This window comes from Campylobacter sp. VBCF_06 NA8 (genome assembly GCF_027737825.1).
Classification (GTDB): Bacteria; Campylobacterota; Campylobacteria; order Campylobacterales; family Campylobacteraceae; genus Campylobacter_B.
On sequence record NZ_JAOVUB010000001.1, the window covers coordinates 320,116 to 332,864 of the forward strand.

10 protein-coding genes and 2 pseudogenes are annotated in these 12,749 nt (G+C 39.6%); all 12 read left to right on the forward strand.

What is annotated here, in order from left to right:
* Positions 1 to 16 precede the first annotated feature (16 nt).
* The 12 genes and pseudogenes from OFO10_RS01835 to OFO10_RS01885 all read left to right on the forward strand — a co-directional run bounded on the left by OFO10_RS01835 (position 17) and on the right by OFO10_RS01885 (position 12,742).
* The gene (locus OFO10_RS01835) at positions 17 to 4,126 is read left to right on the forward strand and encodes a sensor domain-containing diguanylate cyclase (RefSeq protein WP_270865868.1); all 4,110 of its coding nucleotides are present in this window, start codon (positions 17 to 19) and stop codon (positions 4,124 to 4,126) included.
* Positions 4,123 to 4,980, forward strand: a complete 858-nt coding sequence (locus OFO10_RS01840; RefSeq protein WP_270864825.1) for an ATP phosphoribosyltransferase regulatory subunit — start codon at positions 4,123 to 4,125, stop codon at positions 4,978 to 4,980. The genes OFO10_RS01835 and OFO10_RS01840 overlap by 4 nt, the downstream gene beginning before the upstream one ends.
* A gap of 2 nt (positions 4,981 to 4,982) precedes the next feature.
* Positions 4,983 to 6,233 carry an adenylosuccinate synthase gene (locus OFO10_RS01845; protein ID WP_270865869.1) on the forward strand — a complete coding sequence of 417 codons (1,251 nt, stop codon included), beginning with the start codon at positions 4,983 to 4,985 and terminating at the stop codon, positions 6,231 to 6,233.
* A 12-nt stretch (positions 6,234 to 6,245) separates the two neighbouring features.
* Positions 6,246 to 6,797, forward strand: coding sequence for a DUF507 family protein (locus OFO10_RS01850; RefSeq protein WP_270865870.1), 552 nt, complete (start codon positions 6,246 to 6,248; stop codon positions 6,795 to 6,797).
* Positions 6,794 to 7,912 carry a glutamine-hydrolyzing carbamoyl-phosphate synthase small subunit gene (carA, locus tag OFO10_RS01855; protein WP_270858406.1) on the forward strand — a complete coding sequence of 373 codons (1,119 nt, stop codon included), beginning with the start codon at positions 6,794 to 6,796 and terminating at the stop codon, positions 7,910 to 7,912. The genes OFO10_RS01850 and carA overlap by 4 nt, the downstream gene beginning before the upstream one ends.
* Positions 7,909 to 8,571, forward strand: coding sequence for a sulfite exporter TauE/SafE family protein (locus OFO10_RS01860; RefSeq protein ID WP_270865871.1), 663 nt, complete (start codon positions 7,909 to 7,911; stop codon positions 8,569 to 8,571). The genes carA and OFO10_RS01860 overlap by 4 nt, the downstream gene beginning before the upstream one ends.
* Positions 8,572 to 8,636: 65 nt before the next feature.
* A pseudogene (locus tag OFO10_RS08270) lies at positions 8,637 to 8,984 on the forward strand (response regulator transcription factor); the annotation flags it as partial.
* A 90-nt stretch (positions 8,985 to 9,074) separates the two neighbouring features.
* Positions 9,075 to 9,323: pseudogene (locus OFO10_RS08275) on the forward strand (helix-turn-helix domain-containing protein); the annotation flags it as partial.
* 182 nt (positions 9,324 to 9,505) lie between these two features.
* Entirely contained in the window at positions 9,506 to 10,957 is a 1,452-nt protein-coding gene (ccoN, locus tag OFO10_RS01870; protein WP_442867883.1) for a cytochrome-c oxidase, cbb3-type subunit I, read from the forward strand.
* Positions 10,958 to 10,967: 10 nt separating this feature from the next.
* Entirely contained in the window at positions 10,968 to 11,660 is a 693-nt protein-coding gene (gene ccoO / locus OFO10_RS01875) for a cytochrome-c oxidase, cbb3-type subunit II (protein WP_270858402.1), read from the forward strand.
* Between the two features lie 10 nt (positions 11,661 to 11,670).
* Positions 11,671 to 11,889 carry a cytochrome c oxidase, cbb3-type, CcoQ subunit gene (locus OFO10_RS01880; RefSeq protein ID WP_270865954.1) on the forward strand — a complete coding sequence of 73 codons (219 nt, stop codon included), beginning with the start codon at positions 11,671 to 11,673 and terminating at the stop codon, positions 11,887 to 11,889.
* A gap of 1 nt (position 11,890) precedes the next feature.
* Positions 11,891 to 12,742 (forward strand): c-type cytochrome, encoded by an 852-nt coding sequence (locus tag OFO10_RS01885; protein WP_270865872.1) that lies wholly within the window; start codon positions 11,891 to 11,893, stop codon positions 12,740 to 12,742.
* Positions 12,743 to 12,749 lie beyond the last annotated feature (7 nt).

The following is a 12,749-nucleotide window of genomic DNA, read 5'->3' on the forward strand; positions in this document are numbered from 1 at the left end:
AATTTTTGGCATAAAAATGGAAGATAAAAGAGTAATAACCAAACGATTTTTTATAGCTTTGATTCTTGGAATTTTGGCTATTTTCGCGCTTGTTTTTTGCATTTTTGGCTTTGTGGGCTCAAATATCCAAGCCGAGCTTTCTACCAAATTAAGCGTAGCAAAAAACGCTGTAAAAGACCGCAACGCCGAGCTTTTTAGCGAACTTGAAATTTTATCTGAAAACCTTAAAACCTATCAAGGTTTAAAAACCGAAAACGAGTATGCAAGAAGAACCTTGTATTTCCGTCTCATCGAGCATACGGCCTCGCAAAAGCAAAATTTCGACGCGATTTTTTATGTCAGGGCTGTGGGCAATCAAGACGAGGTTATAGCTTCGTATTTCAACGATTCGGCTATGGCAAGTTTAGGCGAACTTAGGCTTGATAATTTTATCTCAAAAATCAAAGACAACCGCTATATATCGCGCTTCATGCCGATTAATGGCGCAAATAGATATTTTTTGATCCAAAAGGTCGAGGAAAATACATTTTTGATAGCCTTTGCAAACACAACCTCGCTAAATGACAAATTTACCGGCCTTGGCGAAATTTTACTTTTTAACAAAGATGGCGAAATTTTTAATATCACAAACGATATTTTCGTGCTTTATACAAATAGATTTGATTTTGAAGGCGAGAAAAAACTCAAAATTTTAAAAAGCCTTGGCGAGCGCAAATTTATTTATTTTGAGAAATTTGATGATTCGAACAATTTCATAATGATAAGCAAAAATTTAAAAGAATATCTAAGCCTAAAAAACCTTTTGGTTTTGCTAGCACTTGGGTTTTTGTTTTTGTATTTGCTAATCACTTTGGTAAATTACAAATTTTTAAAACGCCGAATTTTCGATCCTTTGCACCTGCTTCACAGCTCTGTTTCAGGTGGCGTTTATAAGGCCACGGCGACTAAGATCGAAACCATGGGCGCGCTAGATCAAATTTTAGAAATCGCGCAAAAACTCGATGAAAGCGTGCAGTATTCTGGCAGGGCTAGCAAGGTGGATTTTACATTTATCGACGCGCTGAAAAAAAGCTCGCTAATGATTTTTAGCGTAGAAAACACAAATGGCATGATAAACAACGCTAGCCTCAGAGCCAAGGAGCTTTACGGCGATGATATCGTGGGCAAAAATATCTTTACGCTAGAAGCGACTTCACTGTATGAAAACGCCCGCCAAAGCCAAATTTCACTTTACACCAAAGAAAATTATGTTATCCACACGCACGATACCCCAAACGGCAAAAAGGATATGTATATCAAAAAGACCTTTGTGCGCAATGGCGAGGATATTTTGGTGCTTTATGTCTTGCTGGACGCCTCAAAATACCGCAAATTTTACACCGATACCAAAGAGAAGTATAAATATCTAAATGACGCTCCAATCGTAACCGTAGTCATCAAAGGTGGCGAAATAATCGATGTTAGCGCTAGTTCGCGTGAAATTTGGGGATATGAAAATACTCAAATTTTAGAGGGCAAGACATATTTTTGGAGCCTATTTCAAAAAAGCGACGCCGATTCTTTGCAAAACGAGCTAAGAAACCTTATGAGCGATACCAGGCAAAATAACGAGGTTACCAAGCGGGTTTATCCGATTTTGCATAGAAATTCGATTAGAGCGTTTTATGAGATTACGATTTGTCTGTATAAAAAAGAGCGCAAAGTCGTTATGTATTTTACCAACATACACGATAAGCTTATGGAAATCAACAAACTCAAATCAGATATGAAAAGCAACGAAGAGCTTTTAAAAACCAGATCGTATAGCCCATGCACGATTGATTTGCTAGCCAAAAAAATCATGCTTAGCAAAGAGTATATGGAGATTTTAGGTAGCAAGGAAGCTAGCGTCGATACAGAGATGAGTATAGGCGATTTCGTAGCGAAAATTTACTATGTGGATTTGAAGAAATTTAACGATGAACTCAACAAATGCAAGCTAGGCATAAGCGATGAGATTTCATGCGAAATCAGAATCAAGCTAAACGACGAGCTAAGCGATAACGACGAGCTAAAATACGCGTGGATTAGCCTACAAGGATATGCTAGCAAAAAAGAAAAAAGAAGTGGCGGTGCCGAAGAAATCGTCGCTACTATCGAGGATATCACTGCTAAAAAAGACATTGAAGCTGAGCTAAATCTAAATTCAAATGTATTTTTAAGGTCGTTAGAAGCGATTGTCATCACAGATGATATCGGTAGGATTATTCGCGCAAATAGGGCATTTTATACGATTATGCAATTTAGCGAAACCGATGTCGTGGGCGAGGTGCCAGAGTATTTCAGAGTAGATCACGACGGCGGTATAATGGGCGAAATCAAGGAAAAACTAGACAAAGAGAGCCTAAGCTATACAGATGAAATTTACTGCGTCAAGAAAAACGGCGATGATTTCCCTGCGCTGTTTTCGGCTATCGCGATAAAAGATGAATTTGGCGTGGTAAGCAACTATATTTTAATGTTTAACGAAATTTCTGAGATTAAGAAAAAAGAGAGCGAGCTTGTCAAAATCGCTCACCACGACGCGCTTACAGGCTTGCCAAATAGAATCTACATTATGAACGCAGCGGGCGAGTATCTAAGCGCGGCAAAGGAACAAAACAGGCTTGCGGCTGTGCTATTTATAGATTTTGACGGATTTAAGGCGATTAATGATAATTTCGGTCATGATGTGGGGGATTTGTTTTTGCAAGAGGTCAGCAAGACTATGAATAACCTACTTCGCAAGGGCGATATTTTAGCCAGACTTGGCGGAGATGAGTTTGGCGCGATTATCGGGGATTTGAAAGACGAAAAAGCAGCGCACGCGCTATTAGAGCGACTTTTAGGAATTGCGAATAAGAAATTTAATTTAGACGGCAACGAGGTAAGCGCAAGCGTCAGCGTGGGCGCGGCGTTTTACGACGGAAGCGAAGAAATCGATTTCAACGAGCTTTTAAGCAGGGCAGATCGGGCGATGTATCGCGCTAAAACGAGCGGAAAAAATAGATATTGTATCTTTGATAAAGAGAATTTCGACGATTTGCAAATCAGCGAGGAAAGGCTGAAAAAATCTATCGAAAACAACGAATTTTTCATGCTTTATCAGCCTATTATCGATGATAAAGACAAAATTTATGGCTACGAACTTTTGCTAAGATGGCGACGCGAAAATTTGGGCGTTTTGTTGCCTAGCGACTTTTTATTTGATATCAGAGAGCCGAAACTCGAAATTTTAATCTCTAAATTTTCATTTACGCAAATGTTGAAATTTAACAAAGAGACAAATTCTCTCTGCTCGATAAATATAAGCCTAGAAGTGCTAAAAAGCGATGAATTTTACTATTTCGCTTCGCGTGCGATAGAAAAATACGCGCCAAAGACTGAGCTATTTATGTTTGAAATCACCGATTTTAACGACAGAACCGCGGCTGATTTTAAACTCATTAGACAAAGATACGCTGATTTTGGCATTAAATTTGCTCTAAATAATGCAAATCACCAAAATTCAAAATACCTAAAAGGTATGCCTTTTGATATCATTAAAATCGATATGAGGCTCTGCCTAGATGTCGCCAAAAAGCGCGAAGGTATAAAAAATCTGCTAGATTTGGTGAAATACTTGCGCGGCGAGCTGAAATTTGAAAAACTAGGCGCGCAGGGTATCGAAAATGCGCTCTCACGCCGTTTGCTTAAAAATTTCAAATTTAATTTTATGCAAGGAAATTTCCTCGGAAAAGCCGTCGATAGGAAGGAAATCACCGCTATCATCGCCAAGCTAAAAGAGGCCAAGGGCGCTAAACCAATCACAAAAGATGAGTTTGAAAACTTTTTGATTGCTCTGGATTACAAAAATATCGCGCTTGAATTTTTAGAAAACGCAGAACACGGCGATATCACCGATCTTCGCTTCGAAGTTTTCCAAGAAGAAATCAAAGAGATCAAAACTAGAATCGAAAAATCCACAAGCCATAAATTTATGCTAAATACAGAAATTAATAAGCAAATTTTGGATATTCTTGCGCTTGAATTTGAAGATTTACAAAACTTCATTACGAAATACAAAGCGCGAGTAGATAAGTTTATACTAAATTTGGAGGAATCATGATAAATAGCGTCAGTGCGGACTTTGATCACGAAATACCAAATGGTTCGCGCCTATATTTTGGCACAAGCGCAAAACTAAAAAGAGAACTCGAAAACAAAGCTAGCAAAATTTTAGAAAATCACGGATTTAGCGAAATTCTCACGCCGTATTTTTCGTATCATCAGCATTTAAGCGTGGCTGGGGCGAAGCTTTTGAAATTTTCCGATCCTAGCAACCACGAAATCGCGCTTCGTGCCGATAGCACGGTCGATGTCGTGCGAATCGTGCGCCGAAGACTAAAAGATGAAAGCCTAAAAAGACTTTTTTATATCCAGCCTACATTTAAATACCCTAGCGAGGAATTTTACCAAATCGGCGCAGAGTTAATAGATGAGAGCAACCTAGCCTTGGCGATAAAAATCGCAATACAAATTTTTAGAGAATTTAGCTTAGAACCTGTTTTGCAACTAAGCAATATCGAAATTCCAAAGCGAATTTGCGAAATACTAAATTTACCAATTAGTGTTTTTGAAAAGGGCGAGATCGAGACGATTTTGGCTCAAAACTGCGACTGGCTAGCTAAAACAGCGCGCGCGACAAATTTGGGCGATGTGGAAAATTTACGAAAAATCGTGCCAGAGGAGATCAAGCCTTGTTTAGATGAAATTTTAAATTTAGGCGTAGAGTATAAAAATATCAGAGTTTCACTTTTGTATTATTCAAAAATGCGCTATTACAAGGCGCTATTTTTTAGATTTTTAGACGAAAATAGCGTGCTTTGCAATGGCGGAAATTATGAGATTGACGGATTGAAGTCGAGTGGTTTTGCACTTTTGGTTGATGCATTGATAGAAAAATTAATGATAAAGGATTAAACATGAGTAAGGTTGATGTAATCGTAGGCGCTCAATGGGGCGATGAGGGAAAAGGTAAAATCGTAGATATGATTAGTGCTAATTACGATTTCGTATGCAGGAGCTGCGGCGGACACAACGCTGGTCATACAATCATCGTAAATGGCGAAAAATACGCACTTCACCTAGTCCCAAGCGGTGTTTTGCACAAAAATATCATAAATATCATCGGAAATGGCGTGGTCATTAACCCTGATGTTTTAATCACTGAAATGGCGCAATTTGGGGATTTGAAGGGTAGATTTTTTATCAGCGAAAAGGCGTTTTTAAATTTAGAGTATCACTCGCTGATCGACCAAGCTAAGGAAAAATTAAAAGGCGATAAGGCTATTGGCACCACAGGCAAGGGTATCGGACCTGCGTATGCGGATAAAATTTCACGCACAGGACACCGTATAATCGAGCTTTTAGAGCCAGAGAAATTAACTGAGGCTTTGGTTAGGGATTTTGCGAGCAGGGCGCAACTTTTCGAGAGTTTAAATATCAAAATTCCTGATAAAATGGAAATTTACGAGGAAATCAAACGCTACAAATCTGTGCTAGAACCATATATCGCAAACACAACTAATATGATTTGGAAGGCGCTTGATTATGACAAAAAAGTCCTAGTTGAAGGGGCGCAAGGAAGCTTGCTAGATATCGATCACGGCACATATCCGTATGTAACTAGCTCTTCGACTATCGCAGCTGGGGCTTGCACGGGTCTTGGCTTAGCGCCAAAAGATGTTGGCGAGGTCATTGGAATTATCAAAGCCTATACTACGCGCGTAGGAAACGGCGCTTTCCCAACAGAGGCCAAAGATGAGTATGGCGATAGACTTTGCGAAATCGGGCGTGAGTTTGGCACTACGACAGGTAGAAGACGCAGATGTGGGTGGTTTGACGGCGTAGCAGCGAAATACACATCTAGAATCAACGGAATTGATAAATTTGCCCTTATGAAACTCGATGTTTTAGACGGATTTGAGAGTATTAAAATTTGCAAAGCATACAAAATAAATGGCGAAGTGATTGATTATTTCCCAATCGAGCTTGGCGTGGTAGAGCCTGTATATGAGGAAATGCCGGGCTGGGATAGCGTAAAAGGAATCAAAAAATTTGAAGATTTGCCACAAAATGCGCAAAATTATATTAGAAAAATCGAGGAACTAACAGGCACAAAGGTAGGATTTATCTCTACTAGCCCTGAGCGAACAGATACAATTATATTATAAGAAAGGCGGATAATGCGAATACAACTAGCACATGTTCCATACATAGCGCAAAAAATTGCGATAGATATATTAAATTCTGGCATGGTTACACTTAGCTCTGGCGTCGAGCCCATAGCCAAGGTAGCAGCTGAAATCATCAAAACTGATTTGCAAAAAGAAAAAGCCATAGACGAGCGCGCAAATGAGCTAATGGACGAGAGAATCGATGAATTTGACGAAATGAATGTAAATAAAAAAGATATGTTTTGGCTCATCAAGCGCAAACTCGCCGCACAAGAGAATTTCGAGCTGATTTTCGAGGATAGATACTCAAATATCTCGCATGAAATTTTAGAGACGATTTGGAAGAAAAATTTAGTAGATTATCAAGTGAGCGAAAATCGCATCAAAACTATCATTTACAACTCAATCGAGGGGTATTTGAAAATTTACAAAAAAATCGAAGAAGATGTCTATGAGCTAATGCAAGGACATAGCAAAAAGCTAATCCCAGGCACTGAGGAATACGAGCTTGTGTTTGCGCAAACTTACGAAAAAGAGCTTAAAAAAAGAGGTATGCTGTGAAAGCGTATGTTTATTTAGAAAACGGCGTGTTTTTGGAGGCAAAGGCGTTTGGCAAGGGTGGAAGTGCCTTTGGTGAGCTTGTATTTAACACCTCTATTACAGGATATGAAGAAATCATCTCAGATCCTAGCTATGCTGGGCAGTTTATAGTATTCACTATGCCAGAAATCGGCATTGTAGGCACGAATAGCGACGATGAGGAGAGTGGCAAAATTCACGCTAGTGGAATTTTCATCCGCGAGTTTAACAACACTCCTTCAAATTTCAGATCCGAGCAAAATTTAGAAGAGTATTTTATCAAAAACGGCAAATTTGGTGTATATGATATAGATACGAGATATCTTACAAAAATGCTTCGCGATGAGGGAAATTTGCGGGTTTTTGTCTCGACTGAAATCAGTGACAAGGAAACCTTGAAAAAAGCTCTTCAAGACTCAGCTAGGATTGAAGAGGTTAATTATGTCAGCATTGTAAGCACCAAAACCCCATATATCCACGAAAAAGGCCATTGGGACGCGAATAAAGGCGCTTATAGCACGCCGAAAAAAAATGGCAAAAAAATCGCTGTAATGGATTATGGTGTGAAGCGAAATATCCTAAATGAGCTTTGTGATTTGGGCCTTAGCGTGGAGGTTTTCCCGTATAATACTAAGGCAAAAACGCTGATTGACAAATTTAACTCTGGCGAAATTCACGGCGTATTTTTATCAAACGGCCCTGGCGAGCCAAAAATGCTAAAAGACGAAATCGCACAAATCAAAGAGATAATCGAGGCTAGGATTCCGATTTTTGGCATTTGCCTTGGTCATCAGCTGCTTTCAAACGCTATGGGCTATGAGACATACAAACTCAAATTTGGCCAGCACGGCGCAAATCACCCTGTGCAAAATTTGTTTAACAAATCTATCGAAATCACAGCGCAAAATCACAACTACAATGTGCCAGAATCCATAGCTGAGATTTGCGATATCACGCACAGAAATCTATTTGACGGCACGATCGAGGGCGTGAGATACAAAAACTACCCTGTTTTTTCAGTCCAACACCACCCAGAAGCGAGTGCCGGACCAAACGAAAGCAAATACATTTTCAAAGAATTTTTAGAAATTTTATGATTAGTTTTTTTGCTATCATACCCGCCACGCTAATGCTGAGTTTGACGCACTGCATTGGCATGTGCGGGGGATTTGTGATAGCTTATAATGCCAAACTAGCTAGCCTTAGCCCTGCTAGGGCGTTTTTTTTCTCGCTTGTTTATCAAATTTGTAGAATTTGCGCTTATATCATGCTTGGCGCACTTGGTGGGGCATTTGGCTCGGTTATAGTTTTTGGCGATAAAACAGCTGGTTTTATGCAGTTTTGCGCGGGAATTTTATTGATTATTTTTGGCGTTGCCCTACTAAAACGGGGCGCACTTTTAAAATTTATCGAAAATCAAAAAATTTATAATCTTTTTTTAGCCAAACCTATGAAATTTGCCCTTGGCAGGGAGGATATTTTGGGGTTTTGTCTGCTTGGGTTTTTAAACGGACTTTTGCCGTGCGGGCTAGTATATACCTACCTAGCCATGGCGATAATGAGCCACGATGCCATGCAGGGCGCGCTTGTAATGGCGGTTTTTGGGCTGACAACATTGCCTGCGCTTTTGGCGTTTGGTGGCGTGGCGAATTTCATCAGCGCAAAATTTTCGCGCGCTATGCTTTATATCTCTTCATTTATCATAATTATCTTTGGAATTTATTGGGCTTATTGTGGATTTATTCTCACAAGATAAATTTTTTAAGTCTTATATAAGTTAAATTTTGAAAAAATGACAAATTACATTTTAAGGGGCGTTTTATGAGTGATATTTTAAAAAATTTAAGCATATTGTTGGTCGAAGATGAGAGTAAGATGAGAAACTCTCTAAGAAATACTTTTGAAGGAATTTTTAAAAATGTCTATGAGGCCAAAGACGGCGTAGAGGGACTTAAAAAATTTAAAAAATACAATCCAAATTTGGTCGTTACAGATATTTTGATGCCTATTGAAGACGGGCTTGAAATGACACGCCAGATCAAACAAATCTCCCCAGATACCCCAGTTGTCGTGCTTAGCGGATTTAGTGAGAAGGCTCAGCTTCTAGGCGCAATCGAGGCAGGTGTAGCCAAATACTTCATAAAACCTGTTGATATGGAAGAATTTAAAGAAGCGATAAAAAGCCTAATGAGCGCGAAACTTAGCGTCAGTAGCGTGGTAGAAATTTCAGGCGGATATAGCTTTGATCCGCTAAAAAGGGTCTTAACTCACGGCGAAGAGGAAATTTCGCTTACGAAAAAAGAGTTAGCCTTTATTTCGCTTTTGGTCTCGCGAATTGATACTTTGGTCTTGCACGAAGAGATTAAACGATATGTCTGGGCGAACGACAACTCAGTCTCAGATGTGGCAATCAGAACTTTTATCAAACGAATTCGAGATAAAATCGGCGCAGATGTTATCAAAAATATCCCAAGTTTGGGCTATAAAATCGAATCTAAAAAAGAGTAAAATTTTTGTTGATAAAAATGTCACAAGTTTAAAACTTTTGCAAACAAAAAGTTAATAAAAAGTCAAATTTAAGCTTTTTAAAACTTATTAACTCTTATAATCCTCCATAAAGTTTCTCGACTTTTAACCAAATTTTAAAGGAGGGTTTTATGAATCCTGAACAGGCATTACGCAGTGGCAAGATGCTAAGCTACGATTATACAGTGGCGAAATTGTTTTTGTATTCTACTCTTGCATTTGGTATCATCGGTATGCTTATAGGCACGCTTATAGCATTTCAGCTAGCATATCCAGATCTTAACTACTTGCTTGGAGAGTATGGTACATTTGGCAGACTTAGACCATTACACACAAATGGTGTCATTTATGGTTTTATGCTATCTGGAATTTGGGCTACATGGTATTATGTAGGACAGAGAGTTTTAAAAGCATCGATGAGCGAATCAAAATTTTTGATGTGTGTGGGTAAATTGCACTTTGTGATTTATATCCTAATCATTTTACTCGCTGTGGTTTCGCTTTTAGCTGGTGTTACGACATCAAAAGAGTATTCTGAGTTAGAGTGGCCTATCGATATTTTGGTTGTTGTCGTGTGGGTTTTGTGGGGAATTAGCATTTTTGGTCTAATCGGTATCAGACGCGAAAAAACGCTTTATATCTCTGTTTGGTATTATATCGCTACCTTCCTTGGCGTTGCTATGCTATATTTGTTTAACAATATGGAAATTCCAACTAGATTGCTTACTGGCATGGGTAGCTGGATACACTCTGTATCAATGTATGCTGGCACAAACGACGCTATGGTTCAATGGTGGTTCGGTCACAACGCCGTTGCGTTCGTATTTACCGTAGCGATTATCGCTGAAATTTATTATTTCTTGCCAAAAGAGAGCGGTCAGCCGATTTTCTCATATAAACTATCTTTGTTCTCATTTTGGGGATTGATGTTTATCTACCTATGGGCTGGCGGTCACCACCTTATCCATGGACCAGTTCCTGATTGGGTTCAGACAATGGGTTCGGTTTTCTCTGTCGTTTTGATTTTGCCATCTTGGGGAACAGGTATTAATATGCTCCTTACAATGAGAGGCGAGTGGAATCAGCTAAGAGAGAGCCCGCTAATCAAATTTATGATTTTGGCTTCTACCTTCTATCTATTCTCTACTTTGGAAGGTCCAATCCTTTCTGTCAAATCAGTAAATGCCCTAGCGCACTTTACAGACTGGATCCCAGGACATGTCCATGACGGCACACTTGGCTGGGTTGGATTTATGACAATCGCTGCTATGTATCACATGGTGCCTAGAATGTTTAAAAGAGAGCTTTATTCAAAATCTTTAATGACAGCTCAATTTTGGATCCAAACAACAGGCGTTGTGCTATTTTTCAGCTCAATGTGGATTGCTGGTATCACACAAGGTATGATGTGGAGAGCAACTGATGATTATGGCAACTTGCTATACTCATTTATAGATACAGTTAGCGCGCTAGTTCCTTATTACTGGATTAGAGCGATTGGTGGTTTATTATACTTCATAGGTTTGTGTATGTTTGTATATAATATCTTGATGTCTATTCGCGCAGGCAGAAGCTTAGACCAAGAGCCTAGAAGCGCTTCACCTATGGCTGCGTAAGGAGAGAAAGATGTTTAGTTGGTTAGAAAAAAATCCGTTCTTTTTTGCGGTTGGTGTTTTTGTAGTCATCGCTTATGCTGGTATCGTTACGATTTTGCCAGATTTTGCTAATAGCGCTCGTCCAATCGAGGGCAAACAACCATATACTGTTTTGCAACTCGCTGGTCGCCATGTCTATATCCAAGAGAGCTGTAATGCCTGCCACTCACAACTTATCCGTCCGTTTAAATCAGAAACTGACAGATATGGTGATTATTCAAAAAGTGGTGAATTTGCTTATGATAGACCATTTTTGTGGGGTTCTAAAAGAACTGGTCCAGATCTTGCTAGGGTCGGACGCAACAGAACCACAGGTTGGCATGAAACTCACATGAAAGATCCAAAAGTCCTAGTTGGCAAATCAATCATGCCTGCATACAAATCTATGTTTAAGAAAAACGCAGATATGCAAACAGCCTATGCTGAGGCTTTGACGATTAAAAAAGCCTTCAATGTCCCTTATGATACAGCTGGCGCACCAAAGCTCGAAGCTGATCCTAGCAAGGATGCTATGTCAAATTTCGAAAGCTATAAAGCTGAAATGATGGCAGAGGCTGAGGCAATCGTAAATGATATGCGCGACGAAGATGTCAAAGCGGCATTTAAAAACGGCGAAATACGCGAAATTGTTGCGTTAATAGCATATTTAAATAGCTTAAAATAGGGGGTTTGTGATGAGCGTTGATTTCATAAGGCAGCTACAAGCTTACGGCTTTATCGCCTTTGTAGTGCTAGCTTGCATTGGAGTTTATGGATACTGGTTTCATTTGAAACACTCTGAAAAAACAGGGCGCAGAAACTACGAAAAGTATGCAAATTTGGCGCTAGATGATGAACTAAATAGTGAAATCATAGAGTCTCGCACACCTACGAAAGAAGAAAAAGGAAAATGATATGAAATGGCTAAATTTAAGCGATAATGTTAATGTTGCGGCGCTGATAGCGTCGTTTATACTTGTCGCAGTTACGGCTTTTATCGTTAAAAAATATGCTGGTCAAAGTAAAAGCTTAAACGAAACTACCGAGACAACTGGCGAAGATTTTGACGGAATTGCCGAGCTAAAAAATGGCTTGCCAAAAGGCTGGGCTATATGTTTTGTTTTGATGTTTGTCTATGCGTTAGTGTATTTTTTCATCGCTTATCCGCTAAATTCTTACTCACAAATCGGCGAGTATAACGATGAGGTAAAAGAACACAACGCTAAATTTGAAAAAACCTATGCAAACGCTGATAGCACTACGCTAAAAGCTATGGGTGAATCAGTGTATTTGGTGCAATGCTCACAATGCCACGGACTTGACGGCGATGGAATCGACGGCGAGTCTGCTGACCTTACTAAATGGGGCAAAGAAGCTGGCATAATTGATGCTATCAACAAAGGCTCAAAAGGCCTAAATTATCCACTTGGCGAAATGCCAGCAGGTATGGTTAGCCCTGAGGACGCAAAAGCAGTAGCTGCATTTATGGCAAAAGAAATTTCTAGCCTAAAAGCTACAAAAAATGAAAATTTGGTTGAAAAAGGTAGAGAGCTATGGCCTACTTGCGCTGCTTGCCATGGTGATGACGGCAAGGGTATGGACGGAAGTTCGCCAGATCTTAGCAAATACGGCTCGGCTGAATTTAGCGTCGATGTGCTAAATCGTGGCAAAAAAGGCTTTATTGGCACAATGCCAGCCTTTGATGACGGGCGTTTAAACGATGTGCAAAAACGCGCCGTTGGCGAGTATATCAACTCTATCAAATAAAGGGGCG

Coding starts and splice junctions, on each gene's coding strand:
- OFO10_RS01850 (WP_270865870.1), top strand. CDS start 6,246: ATGCGAATACAACTAGCACATGTTCCATACATAGCGCAAAAAATTGCG.
- ccoN (WP_442867883.1), top strand. CDS start 9,506: ATGCTAAGCTACGATTATACAGTGGCGAAATTGTTTTTGTATTCTACT.
- OFO10_RS01860 (WP_270865871.1), top strand. CDS start 7,909: ATGATTAGTTTTTTTGCTATCATACCCGCCACGCTAATGCTGAGTTTG.
- OFO10_RS01840 (WP_270864825.1), top strand. CDS start 4,123: ATGATAAATAGCGTCAGTGCGGACTTTGATCACGAAATACCAAATGGT.
- OFO10_RS01835 (WP_270865868.1), top strand. CDS start 17: ATGGAAGATAAAAGAGTAATAACCAAACGATTTTTTATAGCTTTGATT.
- OFO10_RS01880 (WP_270865954.1), top strand. CDS start 11,671: ATGAGCGTTGATTTCATAAGGCAGCTACAAGCTTACGGCTTTATCGCC.
- OFO10_RS01885 (WP_270865872.1), top strand. CDS start 11,891: ATGAAATGGCTAAATTTAAGCGATAATGTTAATGTTGCGGCGCTGATA.
- ccoO (WP_270858402.1), top strand. CDS start 10,968: ATGTTTAGTTGGTTAGAAAAAAATCCGTTCTTTTTTGCGGTTGGTGTT.
- OFO10_RS01845 (WP_270865869.1), top strand. CDS start 4,983: ATGAGTAAGGTTGATGTAATCGTAGGCGCTCAATGGGGCGATGAGGGA.